The 22,571-nt window shown below is 70.1% G+C and carries 20 protein-coding genes; 6 read left to right on the plus strand and 14 right to left on the minus strand.

Annotated elements, in window-relative coordinates:
- Positions 1 to 98: 98 nt before the first annotated feature.
- Together ACFU5G_RS04945 and ACFU5G_RS04950 are read left to right on the plus strand one after the other, a co-directional pair.
- Positions 99 to 1,091, plus strand: coding sequence for a hypothetical protein (locus tag ACFU5G_RS04945; RefSeq protein WP_377241366.1), 993 nt, complete (start codon positions 99 to 101; stop codon positions 1,089 to 1,091).
- Positions 1,088 to 2,023, plus strand: coding sequence for a hypothetical protein (locus tag ACFU5G_RS04950; RefSeq protein WP_377241368.1), 936 nt, complete (start codon positions 1,088 to 1,090; stop codon positions 2,021 to 2,023). The genes ACFU5G_RS04945 and ACFU5G_RS04950 overlap by 4 nt, the downstream gene beginning before the upstream one ends.
- A 349-nt stretch (positions 2,024 to 2,372) precedes the next feature.
- Here the strand turns inward: ACFU5G_RS04950 and ACFU5G_RS04955 are convergent, their stop codons facing one another.
- The 5 genes from ACFU5G_RS04955 to ACFU5G_RS04975 all read right to left on the minus strand — a co-directional run bounded on the left by ACFU5G_RS04955 (position 2,373) and on the right by ACFU5G_RS04975 (position 8,288).
- Positions 2,373 to 2,504 carry a hypothetical protein gene (locus tag ACFU5G_RS04955; RefSeq protein ID WP_377241370.1) on the minus strand — a complete coding sequence of 44 codons (132 nt, stop codon included), beginning with the start codon at positions 2,502 to 2,504 and terminating at the stop codon, positions 2,373 to 2,375.
- Positions 2,505 to 3,012: 508 nt separating this feature from the next.
- Positions 3,013 to 3,651: a response regulator gene (locus tag ACFU5G_RS04960; RefSeq protein WP_377241372.1), complete on the minus strand. Its 639-nt coding sequence runs from the start codon at positions 3,649 to 3,651 to the stop codon at positions 3,013 to 3,015.
- Positions 3,636 to 4,871 carry a sensor domain-containing protein gene (locus tag ACFU5G_RS04965; protein WP_377241374.1) on the minus strand — a complete coding sequence of 412 codons (1,236 nt, stop codon included), beginning with the start codon at positions 4,869 to 4,871 and terminating at the stop codon, positions 3,636 to 3,638. Before ACFU5G_RS04965 ends, ACFU5G_RS04960 begins: the two co-directional genes overlap by 16 nt.
- Positions 4,872 to 4,971: 100 nt before the next feature.
- Positions 4,972 to 7,509, minus strand: coding sequence for an FtsX-like permease family protein (locus ACFU5G_RS04970; protein WP_377241376.1), 2,538 nt, complete (start codon positions 7,507 to 7,509; stop codon positions 4,972 to 4,974).
- The gene (locus ACFU5G_RS04975; RefSeq protein ID WP_377241423.1) at positions 7,506 to 8,288 is read right to left on the minus strand and encodes an ABC transporter ATP-binding protein; all 783 of its coding nucleotides are present in this window, start codon (positions 8,286 to 8,288) and stop codon (positions 7,506 to 7,508) included. The genes ACFU5G_RS04970 and ACFU5G_RS04975 overlap by 4 nt, the downstream gene beginning before the upstream one ends.
- A gap of 148 nt (positions 8,289 to 8,436) precedes the next feature.
- Between ACFU5G_RS04975 and ACFU5G_RS04980 the strand changes: the two genes are divergently transcribed.
- Positions 8,437 to 8,715, plus strand: a complete 279-nt coding sequence (locus tag ACFU5G_RS04980) for a hypothetical protein (RefSeq protein WP_377241378.1) — start codon at positions 8,437 to 8,439, stop codon at positions 8,713 to 8,715.
- Between the two features lie 217 nt (positions 8,716 to 8,932).
- Here ACFU5G_RS04980 and ACFU5G_RS04985 read toward each other — a convergent pair whose 3' ends face one another.
- Positions 8,933 to 9,370 (minus strand): hypothetical protein, encoded by a 438-nt coding sequence (locus ACFU5G_RS04985; protein WP_377241380.1) that lies wholly within the window; start codon positions 9,368 to 9,370, stop codon positions 8,933 to 8,935.
- Between the two features lie 119 nt (positions 9,371 to 9,489).
- Positions 9,490 to 11,082 (minus strand): molybdopterin-dependent oxidoreductase, encoded by a 1,593-nt coding sequence (locus ACFU5G_RS04990; protein WP_377241382.1) that lies wholly within the window; start codon positions 11,080 to 11,082, stop codon positions 9,490 to 9,492.
- Between the two features lie 286 nt (positions 11,083 to 11,368).
- Here ACFU5G_RS04990 and ACFU5G_RS04995 point away from each other — a divergent pair, with 286 nt between their 5' ends.
- Positions 11,369 to 12,547, plus strand: a complete 1,179-nt coding sequence (locus ACFU5G_RS04995) for a hypothetical protein (RefSeq protein WP_377241384.1) — start codon at positions 11,369 to 11,371, stop codon at positions 12,545 to 12,547.
- A 12-nt stretch (positions 12,548 to 12,559) separates the two neighbouring features.
- On the opposite strand, the gene ACFU5G_RS05000 is transcribed toward ACFU5G_RS04995, so the two are convergent.
- The 7 genes from ACFU5G_RS05000 to ACFU5G_RS05030 all read right to left on the minus strand — a co-directional run bounded on the left by ACFU5G_RS05000 (position 12,560) and on the right by ACFU5G_RS05030 (position 20,776).
- Positions 12,560 to 13,267 (minus strand): N-acetylmannosamine-6-phosphate 2-epimerase, encoded by a 708-nt coding sequence (locus ACFU5G_RS05000; RefSeq protein WP_377241386.1) that lies wholly within the window; start codon positions 13,265 to 13,267, stop codon positions 12,560 to 12,562.
- A complete protein-coding gene (locus ACFU5G_RS05005; RefSeq protein ID WP_377241388.1) occupies positions 13,264 to 14,271 on the minus strand; it encodes an ROK family protein in 1,008 nt (335 codons plus the stop codon). Before ACFU5G_RS05005 ends, ACFU5G_RS05000 begins: the two co-directional genes overlap by 4 nt.
- Positions 14,264 to 15,190: a dihydrodipicolinate synthase family protein gene (locus ACFU5G_RS05010; protein ID WP_377241390.1), complete on the minus strand. Its 927-nt coding sequence runs from the start codon at positions 15,188 to 15,190 to the stop codon at positions 14,264 to 14,266. The genes ACFU5G_RS05005 and ACFU5G_RS05010 overlap by 8 nt, the downstream gene beginning before the upstream one ends.
- A 63-nt stretch (positions 15,191 to 15,253) precedes the next feature.
- On the minus strand, positions 15,254 to 16,084 hold the full coding sequence (locus tag ACFU5G_RS05015; protein ID WP_377241392.1) for an ABC transporter ATP-binding protein: 831 nt from the start codon (positions 16,082 to 16,084) through the stop codon (positions 15,254 to 15,256).
- A complete protein-coding gene (locus tag ACFU5G_RS05020) occupies positions 16,081 to 18,102 on the minus strand; it encodes a dipeptide/oligopeptide/nickel ABC transporter permease/ATP-binding protein (RefSeq protein ID WP_377241394.1) in 2,022 nt (673 codons plus the stop codon). Before ACFU5G_RS05020 ends, ACFU5G_RS05015 begins: the two co-directional genes overlap by 4 nt.
- A 1-nt stretch (position 18,103) precedes the next feature.
- Entirely contained in the window at positions 18,104 to 19,060 is a 957-nt protein-coding gene (locus tag ACFU5G_RS05025; RefSeq protein WP_377241396.1) for an ABC transporter permease, read from the minus strand.
- Between the two features lie 120 nt (positions 19,061 to 19,180).
- Complete coding sequence (locus tag ACFU5G_RS05030) at positions 19,181 to 20,776, minus strand: ABC transporter substrate-binding protein (protein ID WP_377241398.1); 1,596 nt, start codon at positions 20,774 to 20,776, stop codon at positions 19,181 to 19,183.
- 150 nt (positions 20,777 to 20,926) lie between these two features.
- Between ACFU5G_RS05030 and ACFU5G_RS05035 the strand changes: the two genes are divergently transcribed.
- Both ACFU5G_RS05035 and nagB read left to right on the plus strand, forming a co-directional pair.
- A complete protein-coding gene (locus tag ACFU5G_RS05035) occupies positions 20,927 to 21,649 on the plus strand; it encodes a FadR/GntR family transcriptional regulator (RefSeq protein ID WP_377241400.1) in 723 nt (240 codons plus the stop codon).
- Positions 21,650 to 21,677: 28 nt separating this feature from the next.
- The gene (gene nagB / locus ACFU5G_RS05040; protein ID WP_377241403.1) at positions 21,678 to 22,457 is read left to right on the plus strand and encodes a glucosamine-6-phosphate deaminase; all 780 of its coding nucleotides are present in this window, start codon (positions 21,678 to 21,680) and stop codon (positions 22,455 to 22,457) included.
- The last annotated feature ends 114 nt before the right edge of the window (positions 22,458 to 22,571 follow it).

Below are 22,571 nucleotides of genomic sequence, written 5' to 3' on the forward strand. Positions count from 1 at the left end.
GGATCAGCGCCTACGTCGCCATCTGGTGCAACGCGCTGCTGTATCTGGCTCTTCTACTACCCCCGGCAACGTCCTCGTTCTATCCCGCCAAGGATGCGATGGGTGGCATCGCCCTGAACCTGGTCATATTTCTCCAGGGAAACCCTTCGGCCTACGCCAGCGCAGAGTTCCTCCCCGTGGTCGTCGCGCTTGCCTGCACCCCCGTGGCGGTGTTGCTCGGCCTCCTGCCCGTCCGACGTCCAGGGCACCGAGCGATCGCGACGGGAGGAGGCGTGCTCCTTGCGGCGGGGGCGAGCTATCTCGGCGCGACCCTGTACAGGCTCGTGGTCGACCTGCTCATTCTCCGCGCCAACGGTTCTTCGGATCTGGCGAGCAGCATCGGCCGCACCCTGCAGTCGGCAGGGGGCACCGGTCAGCTCGCGTTCGCTTTCGCGGTCATCATCCCCACCATCGTTGTCGCGCTGACGGTGGCGCGTCTGGCACCGCCCGCCCCTCATGAAGAGGGGCCTCTAGTGGAATGGGCGTCGGCCCGGAGCGTAGCGACCTGGGCGACCTTGCCGATGATCGTTCTGTGTTTCGCCGGAGGTTTCGCTACCCGGTCTCGCGGGCTCAGCAGGTGGGAGACGGACTGGCCGACATCTGGGCTCGCGACTTCGCTCGCCGAGTTCTTCTACGAGTACCGCATCGGGCCTCTTGCGGGCAGCACCGGGATCCGGAATCGCAATCTGGGGGCCGAGCTCGTGTATCTCCTGCCCGCGCTCGTGACGGCTGCGGTCTTCCTGTTAGTGGTATGGCTTGTCGTGGCCTGGTTCGTCCGGGCACTGAATGTGGGCAGCGTTCTGGACGCCGCAACCAGCGTCATCGCCGTCTGGGGCGTGGTCACGCTCGTGTCCACCGTGGTCGCCGGCACGGCAGCGGCGATCGTCGAACCGCCCGACCTACGGTTCGGGCTGGACTTGACGATCGACGGTCTTCGTTTCGGTGCGGTCTGGGGATGGCTGGTGGGCGTCGCTGCTGTCCTCGCGTTGCGAGCGGTAGGACGGTCATCAGCGCCCAACCCGCCGAAAGATGAGAGCGAGGTCGCCGCATGAGCCGGGGACGGACGAGCGCCCAGGCGCGCAGGCTGCGTGCCGGAAACCGAGCAGGCGGGACCAACACCCGGGAGAAGCCCAAGCCGTTCGGCAAGCGGCTGCGGAGCTGGCTGAGCAAGCCACTGGTGTGGGTAGGCCTCGCCCTGGTCGCCGGCGTAGGAGCCTTCATCGGCCACTACGTCGAGAGTGTCCTCGGCAGCCTGATCCCCGACTGGGCGCCCGGAGATCCCGTCCGGGTCGTCGACGTCCGCCGCGACGAGGCCGAGATCCAGCCGTACGTCGTCCCTGCGGCGAAGGTCGACGACCAGTGGGTGAGCGCCCTCAGTGCCGGGGAGCCCGCGGTGCTCGTGCCACCGCCGGATGGGGCCGTCAGTGTCGGAAGGATGACCTGGCAGATCGTCTTGGAGGGCAACCGGCCGAACGGGGTGATCGTCACGGATATCCGCCCGGCATTACTCGAGCCGTGCCGAGTTCCAGCGCAGGGCGCCTATGTCGAGACCCGTTCGCAGGGAGAAGGCCCCCGGACGCATCTCTACACGGTCATCGACAAGGAGCCTCCCGTGTTCTACGAGGAGTCGCCTGTCGACCCCGCCGACGGCGGCATCGGGTCGCCGGGTACGAAGTTCTTCGCCGAGCACTACATCTCCCTCGCCCCCGGCGAGCAGTACCCCATCAGCATCACCGCTCTCGCCACGGACAAGTACTGCCGCTGGAACCTCGAGGTCGAGATCAGCAGCGACCAGAAGATCACGACCCTCACCATCCCGGGGCCCGGCGGCAGCCCCTTTGAGCTCACGGCACCCCGGACGGACCTCTCCACCTATGACGGTGTCGTCCTCCCGGACTGCGAGACGTGGACCGACTTCACGTACGTCACCGGCGACCACCTCAACGAACAGCCCACACCCTCTGACTGCCTGACGGAGGAATGACTTCCCGCGAAGCCCCTGACGCGTCCTGATGGGGCCGGCGGCAGCACGAGCGGCTGTCCGACAGGGAGGTCCAGGTCGGTGACCCCACCGTCGTCGTGCCTTCTCCGCGTCCGGGCCGACGTATCGCGCCCGAAACCTTGTGATCGCGCCGGTCGCTGGACTCTTGCGCTCCTCGACGGGGCCGAGGGTACGACGGAAAGGTCTGCGTGACCTGGGTGGGTCCTCTCGCCCCGTGACTGCATACGGGCATGGGTCTCACCATCCGGGTACCAGTAGCTGGCCGTGACCGGGCGTCGACCTCGCGGGGTACGAGCTGCGCCAATTTTTCGCCCTCACGCGGGACGGAGAGTCACCCAAAGTAGATAACCAGGAATCCTCCGACGAATATCATTCCGGCAATCATCCAGGCGACCGAGAGGCGAATCGCCAGATCTCGAGGTGCGCCCTGCCAGGCGTGGGAATCGCGGTAATAGTCGGGCATGTTGTCGAACATCCGCTGATACCGATGAGCCCAATCCTCTGGGCGCAGAACCCCCAGCAATCCAACGACCACGAGTGCCGCACCGACTCCAAGCGGAACTAGTAGCACCGAACATCTCCTCCGTCTAGGTCCCCAACCTCGTCAATCTCGGAGTTGAGCACACCACGGCCATACGGAGTCGGCCGCGGCCTCGAGCCGCTCCCGGTGCTTGGCCCAATGTTCAGGCCAGCTGCGCTCCATGGCTTCGAAGCCAGCGCGTACTTGGCATGCCTCGGGGCCCCATGGTCGGTCGTTCTCCGGAACCGGACGAATCACGGTGGGCAGCAAACGCATCAGTTCGCCACCGTGGTTGTCGTACATGTCGGCGGCCCCATCCCGCGACCTCGACGAGGCTGATGTTCAGCTCATCGTGAGACTCCTTGTAACGACACTCACCGTAGCGCTACACGGCGATATCTCACGAGATAGGTGTCACCAAACAGGCCACCTCGTGGGCCGCGAGCCGTCGCTAACGTCGGAGATAGGTGAGGACTGCCTGCACACGCTTGTGAACCGTCTCGTCGTCTGCGCCGAGACCCAGCTTGGCGAAGATGCGGTTGATGTGCTTGGCGACCGCCGCGTCGGTGACGACGAGCGCCTCGGCAATGGCGCCGTTCGTCCTCCCTTCGGCCATCAGTGCCAAGACCTCCGTCTCACGGGGCGTCAGGTCGTCGAGCAGGGACCGGCGCCGGAGAAGCTGGCGGACGACGAGAGGGTCGATCACCTCTCCCCCGGCGACGATGGTGTCGAGCGTGCGGAGGAACTCTTCGACGTCACCGACCCGGTCCTTGAGCAGATACCCGATTCCGCCGGCGTCGGTGGTGAACAAGTCTGCTGCCGCCCGGCCGGAGACGATCTGCGACAGGACCAGGATGCGTTCCGACGGGTTCGTCGAGCGAAGCGTCAGCGCTGCTCGAATCCCCTCGTCGGTATGTGTCGGTGGCATGCGCACGTCGACGATCGTCAGGTCGGGACGGTGCACCTCCACGGCGTTCAGCAGCGCGTGCGCGTCAGCAACCGCGGCGACGACCTCGTGGCCGGCGGTCGCGAGGAGCCGTGCGAGCCCTTCTCTGAGCAGGGCTGCATCCTCGGCTATGACGATGCGCACGGGACCTCCAAGGTGATGTGTGTCGGGCCACCGACGGGGCTCTCGATCGTCACCTGACCGCCCAGGGTTTCGATTCGATCGACGACGCCGACGAGGCCGCTGCCGCCGAGATGCGCGCCGCCGCGTCCGTCGTCGTGAACGGTCAGGACGACACGGTCGTCGAACAACTGCTGGGCCGAGAGCTGAACGGTCCCGGCCCCGGAGTGCTTCGCGACATTCGTGAACAGCTCGTTGGCGGCAAAGTAAAGCCCGACCTCCACGTCAGCTGGCAGGTCTTGTGGAAGGTCGATCCGCGTGGTCGCTCCGAGCCCGGCAAGCTCGGCGCGGGAGGCGAGGTCGTGGAGCGCGTCGGCAAGGTCGTGCTCCCGCAGCGCAGCGGGGTAGATGCCGTGCACGATGTCCCGGAGCTCCTCCACGGCTCGCTGTGCGGTGGTCCGAGCCTGATCGATGAGAGGCGCGATGTCGTCACCACGGTCGTACTGGTAGCGCAGCGTGCCCAACGTCAGCACGAGCGCGGTCAGCTGCTGCTGGGCACCGTCGTGAAGGTCGCGTTCGATGCGCCGACGCTCGTCGTCGAAGGAGCTCGTCAAACGTGCGCGGGAGCGAGCGAGGTCGTCCAGCTTCTCGGCAAACGGGGTGACCGGCTCGCTGACGAGGGAACGCGTGAGGTGACGCTGCCCCTCAGCGACGAGCGTGACGAGATACATCCCGAGCACCAGGATCAGCAGTCCGAGCACGGCGAGCCCCAGGTGCGAGAGAAGGCTCTCGTTGCTGGTGTTCGGCAGGTCCGGAACAGCAGTAACCGCAGCGGAGTCGATGCCGAGGACCCGTATGGCGAGAAGCGCGCCGCTGCTCACGAAGATCATGACCGGGACCAGGAGTACGACGCAGACAAGCACAAAGCTCAGCAGGGACAGAGGGACCAGCAGCACACCGTGCAACAGTTCCGTCCATGTCACTCGCTCGTTGACGCGCAGTCGGATCCACCCACGCAGCCCTGGGGAGCCGCTGCGCTCATGGGGGTCCTCGGCCCGCCTGCGATCCACCCAGCGCAGGCGCCAACGCTCGACATGGCCGAGAGGCACACCAGCCAGCACCAGCAGGGGCCAGCACGTCGAAGCCCACAACACAGCTACGACGGGAGTGGTCGCGACGTATGCGAGTGAACGCCAGGGCCAGGATGTCGCGAGCAGGCTCAAAGGATGACGACGCAGTGCCATGGCCGGGGTCAAGGCCGTGACAGGCGCCGGAGGCTCAGGCAACGATCCCCACATCCTCACGCCGTACATCTTCGCGCGTTGGTCTGGCCGGCGCGGAACTTCACCACGCGCGAACCCCCGCGAGTGGTTCGGCCGTCATCGCGGACCGGACAGGGGCGAGGGTCCCGATCAGCGCGGCCAGATAGGCGCAGCCGACGATGACGAGGTACGTCGGTCCGACGAAGGGCACCCAGACCGTGTCGGTGAGCAGGTAGCCGTATCCGATCATCGTGCCCGTCGCGACGACGGTTCCGGCGACGACGGCGGTAGTACCTACCACGAGCGTCTCGACGAGCAGGGACACGACGATCTGACGGCGACGCGCTCCCGCGAGGCGGTACAGCGCGAACTCGCGTCTGCGCGACATCGTCGACGCCACGAGCACATTGATCGCCGACACACCGGCGTAGCCGCCGAGGATGATCACCATCATGAGGATGATCCAGTTGTCGCCCGACGCTTGTGCCGCCACCTGCGCGAGGTGCTCCTCACGATCGACGGCGTGTGCTCCGGGGGCGACGTCCGCGAGCGCCGTGTTGATCGACGTCAGCACGTCAGGCGTTTCGCTGCCGGGCTCCAGCGCGACGTAGACCGCGGAGGCGAACGGCTCCAGGACGTGCGGAACCAGTGCCTGCAGTGGGAGCACAGTGTCGCTGACCCCCATGGGGTCGACGTGGATCGTGCTGAGCACGGCGGTCCCGGGGGTTCCGTCCGGGTAGAGGAAGGCGACCGTGTCACCTATGTCCCAGCCCTTCTCGTCCGCGACGATCTCGGAAACGGCGATGCTTCCTTCCGTGAAGCCCGCCCACGTTCCCGATACGACCTCATAGTCCAGCACGCGGTCGAGATCGGCCGGGTCGACACCGGTGACCGTCCCGTTGGAACGCATCGTCGGTGGGTCGTCGAAGATCAGTTGCGAGGAGATGCTGCCGGAAGCCGCGGCGACGCCGGGCACGTCGTCGAGCGCACTGATTGCGCTGAGCGGCACGCCGAGCTGCACTCCGCCCGTCACGACGACGTCAGCCGTCACCTGGTCGGCGTACACATGGGAGCGCGCTTGGTAGTTCGCGCTGTCCTGGAAGAGCACCACGGCGCTGACGGCCACGAGCAGCGTCAGAGGGACGGAGACGCCTGCGGCGCGGCGTAGGTCGGACCGGATCGACCGCTCAGCGGCAAAGCCTGCGAACCATCGGCGCAGCAGCTGGCCCGAAGCGGTCAGCACGGCGCTGAGCAGAGTGGGCCCGAGGAGGACGGCGGCAACGACCAGGAGTGTGAACGCCATGATGACGAGGAACAAGGCGGCCGTTCCCGCCAGGGTCGTCACGGGGCCTCCCAGAAGGAAGACCGCCATGAGGCAAACGGCTGCCGTCGCCAGCAGCAGCCAACCGAATGCCGTTCTGCTCCGCCGTGCACCGACCGGCTGCACCTCTGACTCTCGCAGCGCGTCCAAGGGGTCGATGCGGGTTGCGCGGCGCGCAGGCAGCCATGCCGCCACCAGTGCGACGGCGAGCGCGGCGGCGGCCCCGGCAACCAGCGGAAGCGGCTCCACCGACACCACGGCTCCACGCGCCGTCAAACCCTGTGCGACGAAGAACTCGAGCGCCACTTCCGCGAGCGCCACGCCCCCGACAGCGCCGAGCACTCCGCCCAGGGCGCCGATGAAGATGGCCTCCCAGGTGATCATGCGGCGGATCAGGCGCGGTCTGGTCCCGACGACCCGGAGCATCGCGAGCTCGCGGCGGCGCTGTCCGATGGACACGATGAGCGTGCTCGAGATGACGAATATCGCGACCGTCAGCGCAAGGAAGGCGATCACCATCAAGAACTGGCTCGACCCGCCAGCGAGCTCCGCCTGACGTAGATCGAGCTGCAGAGCTCCGGCGCGATCCTCGCCGGTCAGGACCTGAAGATCCGGAACGGCGTACCTCAGCGCTTCCGCAGAGGTCAGGGAGACGAGCGCCGCGACGGGCGCACCGCCATGTCGCGCGGCAGTCGCGTCCGAGAAGAACACGGCATGCTCGAACTGCTCTCCCGGACGCGTCACGACGCCGCTCACCGTGACATCTTGTGGGCCTTCGGCGAGCACGACAGATACGCGGTCGCCGACACCGACACCGGCCGTCTGCGCCACGGACGCATCCACCGCGACCTCGTCCGGCCTGACTGGAGCTCGGCCGCGGATGAACGACGCGCTGTCTGCCACCGCCGTCGACCACGGGTGTCCCCATGAGCGAGCGAAGGCGTTGCCGACCACCGTTCCGTCAGGCGCCACCAGGTACGCAGGGATTGGTGACTCCGTGGTCAACGAGGTCACCCCGGGTGCATTGCGGATTTCGTCGATCTGCTGAGCGGTCAGCCGAGGCATGGACGGCAGCTCGAGTGCGAGACCGCTGTTCAGCTTCACGATCGCCGGCGGCATGACGACGGCGTCGACGTTGCCGAACCGCCAGCTCGTGACGCTCGCCGCCCCCTGCTGCTCTTGGGAGCTCGCCACCAGCAGGGTGGCCGTGACCAGGGACGAACCCGCGACGATCGACAGCAGCGCCGCGAGAATCGACAGCTTTCGGGACAACAGGCTCCGCCACGCGAGAGTGATCATGCTTCGGTGTCCCGCGGTGCCAGGTGAGCAAGAACCTCTTCCGCGGATGGTTGCTTCAGTTCTCCATCGACCCGTCCGTCCCGAAGGAATACGACACGATCGGTCCGCGCCGCAGCAGTGGGATCGTGGGTCACCATGACGACGGTCTGGCCGAACCGTTCCACCACCAGGCGCAGGAAGCTCAGCACCTCGACGCTCGTCTGCGAGTCCAGGTTGCCGGTCGGCTCGTCGGCAAGGACGACCGTTGGACGATGAGCCAGGACACGGGCAATCGCCACACGCTGCTGCTGCCCGCCGGAGAGCTCGCTCGGTCGATGCTTGAGGCGATCACCGATCCTGAGGACTTCGACCAGCTCTGCGATCCACGCACGGTCCACTCGCGATCCGCCGATCCGTTCGCTCAAGGTGATGTTCTCCTCGGCCGTCAGGGTCGGGATGAGGTTGAACGCCTGGAAGACGAAGCCGAGCCGGTCGCGCCGCAGCGTCGTGAGCTGCGACTCGGAGAGAACCGCGAGATCGGTGTCGCCGACGAAAACTGATCCTGAGCTCGGGCGCTCAAGGCCTGCGAGGCAGTGGAGCAGGGTGGACTTGCCCGAGCCCGAAGGACCCATGATCGAGGTGAACCGCCCCGCATCGAATGCGATCGAGACTCGGTCGAGCGCGGTGACGTTGGCCGGCTCGTGGCCGAACTCGCGCGTGATCGCTTCAGCGCGCGCTGCGGGCAACGGCGATTCGCTGGACGACGACGGAGGAGCCGGCTGCGGCGAAGGGGACGACATACCCCGATCCCATCGGATCGGCTCGGCGCGGTCCATGGTGCGGGGCACCGGACCGGAGGTAACGCAGGCACTACCAGCCGGCCGATCACGACGCACGGTTACCCGTTCCCGGTATCGCCAATACGATCTCCGCAGAATCCCATCAGCTTTGATCGTCCGGCACGGGCCCCCGATCACCCGCTGGAGCACGTCCAGCGCGACGGCGGAGGCCCGGAAGCACGCGCGTGAACACGACACGGGCGTTCGAGAGATCCTCAAGCTGAACGAGGCCGGGCACGATGCCGACGTGCACAACGCGTCAGAGCGGATGACGACCGAGGAACCGCTCACGACGGCACTCTCGCTTCTCGGGATCGCCGGCAACCTGATTGATGAGATTTCGCGAACCACTGGCGAGCCCGCAGTGCAGATCATCGCCCGAGTCTGAGAACGATGACGAAGGTGCAGCCCTCGCCCTGATGCCTCCGGCGGGCACCAACCGAATACCAGAGGGGCAGGGAAACGCCCGTGGTGCCCCTGTCCCTCCGTCATCCAACGGCTTGACCGGGAATCTGACACCGAACCCGCCTTCAGGGGAACACCACGGTGCTCTGCTCCCCGTGGGGAAGCGGGGCACCGTGGTCGGCGCGTCAGGTGGTGGTCTACTAGCAGTTGACGACAGCGCTCTTCGACGTGAACGTCTCACCAGTGGCGGTGCCGCCAACCGCTCGCCAGCGGAGGAAGGCGACGACCCGGTACGCCTGGTCGCAGCCGCCCCCACTCGTCACTGCACGGTCCCACTCCACCTGCCAACCCGAGTCGCCGGAGGCTTCACGAATGGTGCTCCAGTAGCCATACCAGGCCTGCAGCTGGACAGCATCGACCGTCACGTCGTAGTTCGAGCTGTCACTCTGGTCGTCAGTGACACTCGCGATCGCGACGGCGCCCGAGCCCGTCACGTCCAGGCGCACGCAGCGGATCACTCGATCGCCGTGGCACTGCGCGTCGAACGGCGCGGCCGCTACCGCCGGCGACGCGACCAGGAACGATGCCGCGACACTCGCGACAGTGGCTAGAACAGCAAAGCGACTTCTCTTCCTCATCCGAACTCCCCCGCCCTTCAGCGCCGACCGTCGACGCGCTGGGCTGGACGGTAGCGGGCACATGGACGGATGGATTGCCTAATCCTGCAAGCCTCGGTCTCCGAGTCGACCACCCCCGGTCACTCCACGGTGATCGAGATGGTCTGCCAGCCCGACGCGCCGTTGGGAGCCGGCGGCGCCTTGGTCTCGGTCTGCACCTTTCCGTCCGAGTCCGTGGCGCGCACCGTGAGGCTGTGGTAACCGGCGTCCAGATCGATCGACGTGTGCCACTGGCGCCAGGTGTCCGCCCCCACGGTCTCGGCGAGCTCGGCGGTGACCCAGTCCCCGCCGTCGGCCCGGACCTCGACCTTGCTGATGCCGGTGTGCTGCGCCCAGGCGACGCCCGCGACGGTGACGGCGCCGGCGGACGGGGGCACGGACAGGCGCGGCACGTCGATGCGCGACGCGATCTTGATAGGCGCCAGTGCGGACCAGCCGCGTGGGGTCCAGTAGCCCTCGTCGGCCTCGAAGGTGGTCACCTCCAGCGAGGTCACCCACTTGGTCGCCGAGACGTACCCGTACAGCCCGGGCACCACCAGCCGCGCGGGGAAGCCGTGCTCGAGGGGCAGCGGCTCGCCGTTCATGCCGATCGCCAACAGGCACTCGCGGTCCGGGTCCTGCAGCACCTCCAGCGGCGTGCCCGCGGTGAAGCCGTCGTCGCTCGTGGAGAGCACCATGTCGGCACCCGCGCGGGGCTTGGCGCGCTCCAGGAGCGCACGGACCGGGTAGCCGAGCCAGAGAGCGTTGCCGACCAGGTCGCCGCCCACCGCGTTGCTCACGCACGAGAGAGTGACGTAGTGCTCCTCCATCGGCAGCTCCATGAGCTCGTCCCAGGTGAGCGTGAACGGCTCGTCCACCAGACCACGGACCTCCAGCGACCAGTCCTGCGGGTTCACCTGCGGCACGATCAGCGCGGTGTCGATGCGGTAGAAGTCCGCGTTCGGGGTGACGTACGGCGCCAGGTCGTCGAGCTTCAGGTCAGCTCCGGCGGGCACCGGCGGCGCCGGCGTGCGCGCTGCGGGCAGGCGCAGCTTCTCCCGCACGGCGCTGATCGCGGTCGAGCCCATCGACAGCACGCGCGAGCCGGCCAGCGCGAGCACCGCGACCCCCACGGTGATGCCCGACACGGCCAGGAAGCCACGCCGGTTCACGGCGGCGCCCGGAGTCTCGCCCGCCGAGGCATCGCCCCGGCCCGGCACAGGCCGCAGCCGCGCCACGGCGGCACGCAGCAGGAGCACCGCGGCGCCGAGCCCGATGGCGCTCGGCAGTGCCCACAGCGGCGTCGCGCTCGGGCGCAGCAACGCGACCACGACCCCGACGACGCCGACGACTCCCACCAGGACCGCGCCCGCCGGCGGGCGGCGCAGCTCCAGCCAGCCCGCGAGCGCCGCCCCCAGGGCCAGCACCGCGCCCATCGTGGCGAGCAGCACGGCCTTGTCGTTGGTGCCGAACCACTCCACGGCAACGTCCTTGAGCCCTGGGGGCACGGCGTCGACCACGGCGGCGCCGCCTGCGAACAGCGTGCTGGCACCGGGTGCGACGACCGCGGCGACGAGCTCCGCGACGGCCAGCCCGGCGCCTCCGGCGAGCACTCCCGCGAGCGCGGCCCAGCCCGCGCCGCCCGGAGAGCGTTCGGCCGACGGCGCCGCGGGGCTCTCAGTGGCCTGTGTCATGCGTTGAGCCCGGTTCGGCTTGCGGCGTCGTCGAGCTGAGTGGGCTCAGCAGTGAACTCGTTGGTCTCTGCCGCGCCGGCCGGCGCGGTTGCCAGCGGCAGACCGACCAGGGCAGCTGTCGCAGCAGAGTGAGCGATTCTTGACGTGCGCATAACCGATCCGCCTTTGTGATGGCGGCAAGCTGCCGCCTGAGTAGGACCTATTAGGTTCGGAGCGGAAGACGATCAGGATCGGTCAGGGCGAATCCCGCCGAACCAGTTCCACCGGCCCTGTAAGGTCCCTGGCCATGAGTTCGACGACGACGCCGCTGGTCACCGACGTGGACTGGTCCCGGCTGTTCCATGCCTACGGGGTCGCGTCGGACACGCCGCACCATCTCCAGGGCCTCGTCTCCGAAGACGATGCCGCGTTTGACGAGGCTCTCGATCATCTCCGCGCCGCCGTGCTCCACCAGGGCACCGTCTACCCGGCGACGGTGCCCGCGCTCCGGGTCGTGGCCGGGATGCTGCACGACCCCGTACTGCGCCGTCACGACGAGCACGGGCGGTCGCGCCTGGCCTCGCTGCTGGAATGGGTCGACGCCGTCGGAGACAGCGCGTCCTGGCACGAGGACGCGAGCGAGTCGGACGGTGCCGAGCCAACGGACGAGGACGTCGAGGCCTTTTATCGTGCGATGGCGGCGGACGACGAGTCGGTGTGGGACTCCGACGTCAGCAACTACCTGTGGGCCCGGTCGATCGCCGAGCTGCCGGCCGCATGCGGCGAGGCGCTGGCATCTGTCTCGACGTACCTGGGCGATGAGGACGAGGCAGTGCGCCTCGCATCCCTTGACGCCTACGTGCGTCTCGCAGCGGTCCAGCCGGACCCAGAAGCGTTGGCCGGACCGCTGACCGCCGCGGTGGACGCGGCGTCCGGGCGGGACGAGCGCGCCGTGCTCGTCCTCGGCGTGGGCGACCTCGGGGCAGACACCACCCGGTGGCTGGCCGACGACGACCTCGCGATCCGTGCCTGTGCCGCGCTGTCGCTCACGGACTCGGCCGAGGCCACCGCCCTGCTCGTCGAGGCACTGCACGACCCGCTGGCGGCGGACGAGTGGTTCGCCCGCCGCCCCTCGAGATTCGACATGCGGGTCCATTTCACCTTGCTGGCGAACCTCCTGGCCCGCGACGTAGGGCTCGCCGAGCTCCTGCCCGCGTGCCTGCCCGTGATCCGGGCCGCGTCCGGCGGGCTGTGGGCGAACATGACCTGGGGCCCGATCCTGCTCAAGGCGTTTCCCGGCGTGGAGTTCCAGCCGGGTGTCCGGCCCGATCCCCCGCGGAACCTGGACGAGGCCCAGAAGGCAGTGCTGCGCGAGCTGGTCGCCAACGACAGCCTGTGGGACGGCCATGACGGCAACGCGAACCTCGCACGGATGCGTGTCGGGCTGCCCGCGGACCGCGACGCGGTGGCCGGCCTCGCCTCCTGACGTGCCGGACGCCTAGTCGAGCGCCGCGACGAACCAGGAGGTGATCGTCGTCGGGTGCGTGATCGCGGTGCCGACACAGACGCTGAACGCCCCACGCCGAAGGGCCTGACCGGCCTGGTCGGGTGTGTGGACCCGACCCTCGACGACGACCGGGAGCTCGCAGCCGAGGACGAGCTCCTCCACGAGCTCGAGGTCGGGCCCCTGCGTCTTCGCCCGCTCTCCGGTGTACCCGGCGAGAGTGGTCCCGAGCAGGTCCACGCCGGCGTCCTGCGCGGCGAGCGCGTCGGCCAGCGAACCGCAGTCCGCCATCACCAGGACGTCCGACTCCTCGCGCAGCGACCGGACGGTCTCGGCGAGCGTCCGCCCGTCGGGTCGCGGGCGGCGCGTCCCGTCGAGCGCGACGACGTGCGCGCCCGCCCGGACGACGGCGCGCGCGTGGTCCAGCGTGGGCGTGATGAAGACCCCGTCGCCGCCGTCCTTCCACAGCCCCACGACCGGGACGTCGACCGCTGCCACGACCGCGGCGATGTCGGCCAGTCCCTGGACGCGCACCGCCGCGGCGCCACCGTCGACCACGGCGCGCGCCATCTGCGCGGTGGTCCGAGGGTCGCGGAGCGGCTCACCCGGGTAGGCCTGGCAGGACACGGTGAGCCGCCCCCGCATCGCGTCGAGCACGGCCTGGCGGGTCCAGGTGATCTCGTTCCGCGTCGTCCCTGTCATTCCACGGTCCTTCCGGGGGTTGTCGGAGCCGGCTTCCCGCCGGGCGCCGAGCAGAGCTGGTGCACGCCGCGCGCGGCGCCCAGGACGGCGGCCGCAGCACCGAGGGCCGCGGGCCGGACGGACAGGTCGGCGAGCACGTCGACCACCTCGGCCCGCAGCGCGGACTCGAAGGCGGACCACCACACCTCGCCCGCGTTTGCGACGCCGCCGCCGACCACGACGACCTCGGGGTCCAGGACGGTGACGACCCCTGCCGTCGCCCGTCCCACCGCCGTGGCCGCGGCCCGGACCACCGAGCCGGCGAGCTCCTCACCGGCTCGGGCCAACGCCACGACCTCGCGCGTGTCCCGGACGGCAGGGTCGCCGCCGAGGGCGAGATAGCGGCGGTGGATCGCCGGGCCGGCACCGATCGCCTCGAGGTGCCCGGGCCGGCCGCAGGTGCACGGCAGCCCCTCGGCGCCGGGCACCGGCACGTGGCCCATCTCGCCCGCGAGGTGGTGCGCGCCCCGCACGGGGCGGCCGTCGAGCACGACCGCGCCGCCGACCCCGGTGCCGACCGCGACCAGGAGCGCGCTGTCCGCCCCCGCGGCGGCGCCGAGCCACGCCTCGCCGGCCGCGTGCGCGTCGACGTCGTTCTCCACGAAGACGGCCAGCGGGCCCGGGCCGGCCACGACGTCGACGAGACGCCGTCGTACCTCGGCGGCGACGTCGGTGCCCGGCCAGCCGGGCAGCGTGTCGGTCGCCGAGACGATGACGCCCCGCGACACGTCCACGACCCCCGCCGTGCCGACCCCGACGCCGCGGAGCGGTGCGCCCGCCGCGTCGACGACGGCACGCACCAGCCCCGCGACGGCGTCGAGCACCGCGTCCGGACCGTCCTGGCCCGGCGTCGGGACGGAGCGCAGCGGACCCAGCCCGCCGGAGGCCGTCACCGTCGCCGCGGCGATCTTGGTGCCACCGAGATCCACGCCGACGACGACCCCGGCAGCCGCCGGGTCAGTCACCCAGGAGCCCCGCGGCACGGGTGATCTGCTCGATCCGCCCGGCGACCTCGCCGTCGAGCGCCTCGAGCGGGTACGCGAGCGTGTCGGTGTCGATCAGGCCCTGCCGCTGCACCGCGACCTTGAAGGCACCGACCCCGGCCGCGTCGCCCGACCGGCCGGCCGCCTGGAACACGATCTCGAACAGGGCCGCGATCCGGTCCTGCTCGTCCCGCGCGTCCTCCCACTTGCCAGCCTGCGCCAGGTCCCACAGGCGCACGTAGGCGGCGGCGTCCACGTTGGCGAGGCCGGGTACGACGCCGTCCGCCCCGAGCAGGAGCATGCCGTCCACGACGAGCTCGTGGCCCGTGAAGAGGGCCAGCGGTGAGCCCGCCGCCGCGTTGGCCAGCACGAGGCGGCGGAACGCGACGTCGTCGCCCGACGAGTCCTTGACCCCGGCGAGCACGCCCTCGCGGCCGAGCCGGACCAGCAGGTCCACCGGCAGCTTGGTGCGGACGCGCACCGGCACGTCGTAGGCGAACAGCGGTACGTCGACGGCCGCGGCGACCGTCCGCAGGTGGCGCTCGATCTCCGGGTAGTCGTTGATCGCGTACACCGGGACGGTCGCCACGACGGCGTCCGCACCGGCGGCCGCGAGCGCCCTGGCCTGCCCCGCGACCCGGGCCGTCGTGAGATCGATCGCGCCCGCCATGACGGGTACGCGGCCGTCGACGGCACGGACGACGGTGCGCACCACCTGCTCGCGCTGGGCGTCGGTGAGGTAGGCGACCTCTCCGGTGGACCCGAGCACGAACACGCCGTGCACGCCCGCGGCCACCAGGTGGCGGGTGAGGCGCTCGAGCGAGGCCGTGTCCACCTCACCGTCCGGCGTGAGGGGGGTGAGGATGGGCGGGACGATCCCGCGGAAGGTGGGCGTGGTCACGAAGTAGCTCCGGTTCTGGTTTCTGGCTGTGGATCTGGTTGCGGCGTCGGCACGCGTCCGGCCCTAGAGCAGGGCGGGCGCGGCCGCGAGCAGGGTTCGGGTGTAGTCGTCCTGCGGGTCGTCGAGCACCCGGGCCGCCGGCCCGGACTCGACGATGCGGCCCGAGCGCATGACGACGATCTCGTCCGAGACGTGCCGGACGGTCTGGATGTCGTGGGAGATGAAGACCATCCCCAGGTCGAGCTCCGTCTTGAGGTCGGCGAGCAGGTTGAGGATCTGCGCGCGCACGGACACGTCGAGCGCCGACGTGGGCTCGTCGGCCACGATCACGTCGGGCTCCAGCGCGAGGGCTCTCGCGATCGCCACCCGCTGGCGCTGCCCGCCGGACAGCTGGCCGGGCATGGCGTCGAGCGCGGAGGACGGCAGGCCGACGAGGTGCACCAGCTCGCGGACGCGAGCCCGGCGCGAGGCCTGGTCGCCCACGCGGTGGACGTCGAGCGGGTCGCGCAGCGCGTCCCGTACCGACATGCGGGCGTTGAGCGCCGTCGCCGGGTCCTGGAAGACGACGGACACGACGCGGCCGACCGACCGGCGCACGGCCGGCGAGTAGGAACGCACCGGCTCGCCCCGGAAGCGGATCTCGCCCGACGTCGGCGCCTGCAGACCGACCAGGACCTTCGCCATGGTCGACTTGCCCGACCCGGACTCGCCCACGATCCCGAGGGTGCTGCCCCGCCGGACCTGGACCGACACGTCGTCGACGGCGTGCACGCGGTTCGCGCGGAACAGGGTGCCGGTGCGCGCCTTGAAGACGACGTGCACGTTGCGCAGCTCGACGACGGGCTCCGCGTCCGCCGGACCGGCCGGACGCGACGGTGTGGTGGTGGCGCTCATCGCTGGCCTCCGGTGGTGACGGGCGTGTCCTTCGACCGGTCGGCACTCCCCTGCTCCCCGGGCACGGCGACCAGGTGGTCGGTGTCCCCGTCGACGGGGCGCAGGACTGGCCGGACGTCGAGGCCCTGGTCAGGACGGGACGAGCGCGGCGCGAACCGGTCGCCCGCCGGGAAGTCCCGCGGGGACGGGACGGTGCCGGGGATCTGGTGCAGACGTGTCGAGCGCTGCTCGATCGAGAGCACCGCGCCGAGCAGGCCCTGCGTGTACTCGTGGCGCGGGTCGGTCAGGAGGGCGCTGGTGAGTGCCTGCTCCACGACCTGGCCCGCGTACATCACGGTGATGCGGTGCGCGAGCTGCGCGACCAGCGCGAGGTCGTGACTGACGAACACCATCGCGAAGCCCAGCTTCTCCCGCAGCTCGTCGAGCAGCGCGACGACCTGCGCCTGGACGGTGACGTCGAGCGCCGTCGTCGGTTCGTCGGCGATCACGAGGCTCGGGTCCCGGGTGAGCGCCATGGCGATGAGCACGCGCTGGCGCTGCCCGCCGGACAGCTCGTGCGGGTAGCTCCTGAGCGTGCGCGCCGGGTCGAGGCCCACGAGCTCGAGCAGCTCCTCGGCGGTGCGGGTACCGCCGCGCCGCGTGAGCTGCCGCAGCTGTGCACGGATGAGCATCGAGGGGTTCAGCGAGCTGAGCGCGTCCTGGTAGATCATGGCGATCTCCGTGCCGCGCAGACCCGCACGTTCCCTGTCCCGCATGCCGAGCAGGTCCCGGCCCTTGTACAGGATCTGGCCACTGACCTGCGCCGACGGGTCCAGAAGGCCCATGACCGCCAGCGAGGTGATCGACTTGCCGCAGCCGGACTCGCCGACCAGCGCCATGGTCTCGCCGGGCCGCACCGAGTACGACACGTCGTCGACGACGGCCACGTCGCCGTGGCGTTCCGGAAACCTGATCGAGAGGTTCTGGACCTCCAGGAGTGGTTCGGCGTCGCCGGCGTAGATGCGCCGGTCCGTGCGTGCCGCCTCGGCGACGCGCAGGGCGGCGAGCCGCTCTGCGAGCGGCACCGTGGGCTCGGCCGGGCCGACCTGCGGGGCGGTCGCGGCGTCCGCGACGAAGCCGGCATCAGCGGCGTCGGCGTCGGCATCGGCGCCCGTCGCACGGACGGAACCGCGTGCGGGGGCGACCATCGCGTCGGTCATGCCCTCGGACAGGATGTTCAGGCACAGGACCGTGAGCATGATGGCGAGGCCCGGGAAGAACGTCGCCCACCAGAAGCCGCCCATGACGAGGTCGCGGCCGGCGGCGATGACGTTGCCCCAGGACGGCTCCGGGTCGGGCACACCCGCCTGGATGAAGGACAGCGAGGCCTCGAAGATGATCGCGTCGGCGACGAGCACGGTCGTGAACACGAGCACGGGAGCCGCGCAGTTACGGGCCACGTGCCGGGCGAGGATCCAGGTCGTGCGCGCACCCATGACCCGGGTCGCCGCGACGTAGTCCTCCCCGTACTGGTCGAGGATGTTGGCCCGCACGACGCGGGTCAGCTGCGGCGTGTACAGGAACGCGATCGTCAGCACCAGCACGGGCAGCGAACGCCCGTAGACGGCGACGAAGACGGCGGCCAGGGCGATGCCGGGGAACGACATGATGATGTCGAGCACCCGCATGAGGGTCTCGGAGACCACCTTGTTCGCCGTGGCGACGACGGAGCCGAGGATCGCGGCCGCGACCAGGGCGATCGCCGTGGCACCGAGGCCGATCACCAGGGAGTAGCGCGCCCCGTGCACCACGCGGGCGAAGACGTCGCGCCCCTGTCGGTCGGTGCCGAACCAGTGCTCGCCGCCGGGCGGCTGCACCGGGACGCCCGTGGCGAGCGGGTCGTGGACGGCCACCAGCGGGGCGAACACCGCCGCGAGCACCACGAGCAGCACGAAGGCGAGGGAGATCTTGGACCCCAGCGGCAGCCCGCGGAGCCGCAGCGCGGGGCCGGAGAGTCGTTCGGTGAGCTGTCGTCGCACGTCACACCGTCCTGATCCGGGGGTTGACGAGCACGTAGAGCATGTCGACCACGATGTTGACGAGCACGAACGCCAGAGCCACGGTGAGGGTCACGCCCTGCACCAGGTTGGGTTCGTTGTTGGTGACGCCGTTGAGGATCAGCGTGCCCATGCCGGGCAGCGCGAAGATGACCTCGATGACGACGGCGCCGCCGATGAGGTAGCCGACCCGCAGGCCGAGCACCGTGACGGGGGTGATGAGCGCGTTGCGCAGCACGTTGCGCCCCACGACGACAGGCTTGGGGATGCCGGCGCCGAGCGCGGTCCGCACGTAGTCCTTGTCCAGCTCCTCCACCACGGAGGTCCGCACGACCCGGGTCAGCTGGCCGATCACCGGCACGGCGAGGGCGAGCGCGGGCAGCGCCATCCGGGCGAGGTAACCACCGAGGTCCTCGGCCGGGTCCGGCAGCGGACCGCTCGCCGGCAGCAGGCCCGCTCCGAGCGTGACGCTCTGGATGAGCAGCACCGCGAGCCAGAAGGACGGCGTGGCCAGCGAGGCCACGGACACGACGCGGATCGCCTTGTCGGGCCAGCGGTCGCGGAAGAGTGCCGCGACGACGCCGAAGGCCAGCGCGAGCACGACCGCGATGGCCAGGCCCATGAACGTGAGCTGGAGCGTGATCGGCAGCGCGCGGGCCACCTCGTCGCCCACCGACAGGCTACGGGCGCTGTAGGTGCCGAGGTCGCCCTGCACCAGGCCGCCGAGGAAGTCGAGGTACCGGACCGGCAGCGGGTCGTCGAGGCCGTTGGCCGCGCGGTACGACTCGCGCGCCTCGACCGAGGCACCCTCGCCGAGCGCCTGGATGGCCGGGTCGACGGTGGAGAACGACATCACGAAGAAGACGAGGACCGTGATGCCGACGATCATGATCGGCAGCTGGAGCAGGCGGCGTCCGACGAGCCGCAGGAGCGCGCTCACGTTCTGCCTCCTGGCTCGTCGTGGGGGCGGCGGGGCATGGTGGTTCTCCGTTCGGGACCATGCGCCGGGTCCCCCGCTCTGGGGGGCGTGGGACCCGGCGCAGGATCAGTTCTGGGTCGGCTACTTGACGAGGCCGGCGTCGAGGAACGACAGGCCGGTGACGGGCAGCGGCTGGAAGCCGGCGAGCCGGGCGCCGTCCCAGGCGGTGGGCAGCTGGCGGTGCAGCAGCGGGTAGAGCGGCACCTCGTCGGAGATCAGGTCGAACGCCTGGTTCCAGAGCTCTTGCTGCTCGTCGCCCTCGGTGCGCACGGCCTCGTCGAGGAGGTCCTGCAGCTCGGCGAACCTCGGGTCGTCGTCCCAGCGGTAGCGCGACTGGGACCAGACGTTGTCGCCGTACCACCAGCGCATCAGCAGGTCGGGGTCGTTCCCGAAGACCGACGGGTCGCCGGGGGCCACCATGACCTCGAGCTCACCGTTGTCGACCTTGGTGTACTGGCCGCCGGACTGCCCGATGTCGAGGGTGGTGTCCACGCCGATCGCGTCGAGGTTCTCCTTGATGAGCGGCGCGATGTCCTGGACCCACCCGGTGTCGGTGGTGAGCAGCGTGACCGAGAGGTCCTCGACGCCGGCCTCGGCCAGCAGGGACTTCGCCTTCTCGGCGTCGTAGGAGTAGACGGTCGACGCCTCGTGGTAGCTCGGGTGGTCCGCGGGCAGGAAGCTCGTGGCCGCGGCGCCGTTGCCGAGCAGCCCGGTCTCGATGATCTTGTCCGTGTCGAGCGCGTAGAAGAACGCCTGCCGCACCCGCGGGTCGTCGAACGGTGCCAGGTCGGTGTTGAACATCATGAACAGCGTGTTGAACGACTGGACCGACTCGACCGTCGCGCTGCTCTCGAGCGCCGCGACGTCGATGTAGGGCACGTCCTCGATCGCGCTGACGGTACCCGAGCTCATCGCGGTGACGCGGGCAGCGGGGTCGGACAGGAGGTTCCAGACCAGCCCGGCGGACTGCGCCGGGCGCGGGCCGTTGTAGGCGTCGAACCGCTCGAACGTGATCTTGTCGTCCGGCCTCGCGCCGGTGAGCTTGTACGGGCCGGTGCCGACCGGCAGCTCGTTGAACGCGTCGTAGTCGGACTCGACGAGCTCCTCCGGCACGATCTTGACGACGGACAGCCGCTCGTTCACCAGGCTGAAGGGGTACTTCAGGTTGATGGAGACCGTGTCGTCGTCCACGGCCGTGACCGAGTCGACGAAGTCGATGAACCCCGCGTAGAGCGACTCGTTCTCGGGGTCGAGGACACGGTCGAAGCTGTAGACGACGTCGTCGACGGTGACGGGCGTGTCGTCGTGGAAGGTGGCGCCCTCGCGCAGGTCGACCTCGTAGTGCGTGTCGTCCACCTGGGTGGGCAGGTCGGTGCCCAGTGCGGCGTAGACCTCGCGCGTCGCGGGATCGAGCTCCGTGAGCCCCTCGAACACGTGCCAGTTCGCCGATACTGTCACCGCACCGGTGGTGATCATCGGGTCAAAACCACCGGAGAGGGTGTAGGAGATGCCGGCCTCGATGACGGCGTCCTGGTCGATCTCGCCCGTGGCGGCGGATCCCGCCCCGGACGTACCGCCCGCGGCTCCGCCGGAGCACGCGGCGAGGGACAGGGCGACGAGAGCTCCTGCCGTGGCGACCGCGCCTCTGCGAGGGGGTGAGCTGGCGTGAATCTTCATTGGTTCTCCTGACAGTGGACCAGACCAGTCCGGACAGACGACGTCTGATGTCTGACGTCGAGTAGGATGACAGTAGGACCAGAAAACGAAGGGGTCAAGATGCCGTCACCAGAGCGCAGGAGCTTTTCCTTCCTCGCTTCCGACTCACCCGTGCCCGACACCGCGGACCGGCCGAGGGCCACGCCGCGCAGGACCGCGACAGCGGACCAGATCAAGGACTTCATCCTCGCCGAGGGGCTGCGCCCCGGGGATCCGCTGCCGACGGAGTCCGAGCTGTGCGACCGCCTGGGCGTCTCCCGCTCCAGCGTGCGCGAGGCGATCCGCACCCTGTCGACGCTCGACATCGTCGAGGTACGGCACGGGCACGGGACGTTCGTGGGGAACATGTCGCTCGACGGCCTGGTGGAGGCCCTCGTGTTCCGCGGCGTACTCAGCCCCGGGGACGACCTGCGCGCCCTGCGCGATGTCGTCGAGGTACGGCAGGCCCTCGACCACGCCATGGCCCACCGCATCGTCGGGAGCCTGGCCGGGACGTCCAACCCCGAGCTGCACGCGCTCGTGGACGAGATGGTCGCCGCCGCCGCCGAGAACCGCAGCTTCCCGAAGCAGGACCGCGCGTTCCACACCGGCCTGCTCGCCCGCCTCGACAACTCGCTGGTCGGCCAGCTCGTGGCGGCGTTCTGGGACGTGCACACCGCGGTGGTCCCCAAGCTCGGGCTCGCCGTGGCGGCGGACTTCGACCAGACGGCGCGGGCCCACGGCCTCATGCTCGACGCGGCCGAGGCCGGCGACGTCGCGGCCTTCCGCGCGGCCGTCGTCTCGCACTACGAGCCGATCGACCGGGCGCTCGACGCGACGACGGCACGATCGTGACCGCGCCCCACGACGGGACGAGGAGCTGATGGAGGTCGTGATCGCGCCGGCGGCCGAGCTGGCGAGGCTGGCGGCGGACGCCGTCGAGGGCCTGCTGCGCGCCAACCCGGAGACGGTGCTCGGCCTGGCCACGGGGTCCTCACCCCTGGCGGTGTACGACGAGCTGGCCACCCGGCACAAGGACGGGCTCTCGTTCGCGCGCGCCCGCGCCTTCATGCTCGACGAGTACGTGGGCCTGCCCGCCGACCACCCGGAGCGGTACCGCAACGTCATCGAGAAGGAGTTCGCCTCCCGGGTCGACCTGCCCGCCGGCGCGGTGCAGGGACCCGACGGGCTGGCGTCCGACCTCCCGGCAGCCTGCGCCGCCTACGAGGCGAGCATCCAGGACGCCGGGGGCGTGGACCTGCAGATCCTGGGGATCGGCACGGACGGGCACATCGCGTTCAACGAGCCGGGCTCCTCGCTCGCCTCCCGCACCCGGATCAAGACCCTGACGAAGCAGACCCGCGAGGACAACGCGCGGTTCTTCGGCGGATCGGTCGACCAGGTCCCGCGGCACTGCCTGACCCAGGGCCTGGCCACGATCATGTCGGCGCGGCACCTGGTGCTGCTGGCGTCCGGGCGCGCCAAGGCCGAGGCGGTGCACCAGCTCGTGGAGGGCCCGGTCTCGGCGATGTGGCCCGCCACGATCATGCAGCTGCACCCGCACGCGACCGTGCTGGTCGACGACGCGGCCGCCTCCCGGCTGCAGCTCGGCGACTACTACCGGCAGACGTACGCCGACAAGCCGGACTGGCAGGGCCTGTAGGCCGCAGAGCCTGTAGGCCGCAGGGCCTTGACCAGCGCCGGAAGGACACCTACCGTTCCCACGTCAGACATCTGACGTCATCTGTCTAACGTCTCGGCGGTGCCGCCGCGCGCT

Origin of the sequence: Promicromonospora sp. NPDC057488 (assembly GCF_042802395.1) — a bacterium.
Taxonomy (GTDB): Bacteria; Actinomycetota; Actinomycetes; order Actinomycetales; family Cellulomonadaceae; genus Promicromonospora.

What these genes read in the sequence shown, in the direction of transcription:
- ACFU5G_RS04945 (WP_377241366.1), top strand. Translation starts at nt 99, where the DNA reads ATGGGTGGCATCGCCCTGAACCTGGTCATATTTCTCCAGGGAAACCCT.
- ACFU5G_RS04950 (WP_377241368.1), top strand. Translation starts at nt 1,088, where the DNA reads ATGAGCCGGGGACGGACGAGCGCCCAGGCGCGCAGGCTGCGTGCCGGA.
- ACFU5G_RS04955 (WP_377241370.1), bottom strand. Translation starts at nt 2,504, where the DNA reads ATGCCCGACTATTACCGCGATTCCCACGCCTGGCAGGGCGCACCTCGA.
- ACFU5G_RS04965 (WP_377241374.1), bottom strand. Translation starts at nt 4,871, where the DNA reads ATGGCACTGCGTCGTCATCCTTTGAGCCTGCTCGCGACATCCTGGCCC.
- ACFU5G_RS04970 (WP_377241376.1), bottom strand. Translation starts at nt 7,509, where the DNA reads ATGATCACTCTCGCGTGGCGGAGCCTGTTGTCCCGAAAGCTGTCGATT.
- ACFU5G_RS04975 (WP_377241423.1), bottom strand. Translation starts at nt 8,288, where the DNA reads ATGTCGTCCCCTTCGCCGCAGCCGGCTCCTCCGTCGTCGTCCAGCGAA.
- ACFU5G_RS04985 (WP_377241380.1), bottom strand. Translation starts at nt 9,370, where the DNA reads ATGAGGAAGAGAAGTCGCTTTGCTGTTCTAGCCACTGTCGCGAGTGTC.
- ACFU5G_RS04990 (WP_377241382.1), bottom strand. Translation starts at nt 11,082, where the DNA reads ATGACACAGGCCACTGAGAGCCCCGCGGCGCCGTCGGCCGAACGCTCT.
- ACFU5G_RS04995 (WP_377241384.1), top strand. Translation starts at nt 11,369, where the DNA reads ATGAGTTCGACGACGACGCCGCTGGTCACCGACGTGGACTGGTCCCGG.
- ACFU5G_RS05000 (WP_377241386.1), bottom strand. Translation starts at nt 13,267, where the DNA reads ATGACAGGGACGACGCGGAACGAGATCACCTGGACCCGCCAGGCCGTG.
- ACFU5G_RS05015 (WP_377241392.1), bottom strand. Translation starts at nt 16,084, where the DNA reads ATGAGCGCCACCACCACACCGTCGCGTCCGGCCGGTCCGGCGGACGCG.
- ACFU5G_RS05030 (WP_377241398.1), bottom strand. Translation starts at nt 20,776, where the DNA reads ATGAAGATTCACGCCAGCTCACCCCCTCGCAGAGGCGCGGTCGCCACG.
- nagB (WP_377241403.1), top strand. Translation starts at nt 21,678, where the DNA reads ATGGAGGTCGTGATCGCGCCGGCGGCCGAGCTGGCGAGGCTGGCGGCG.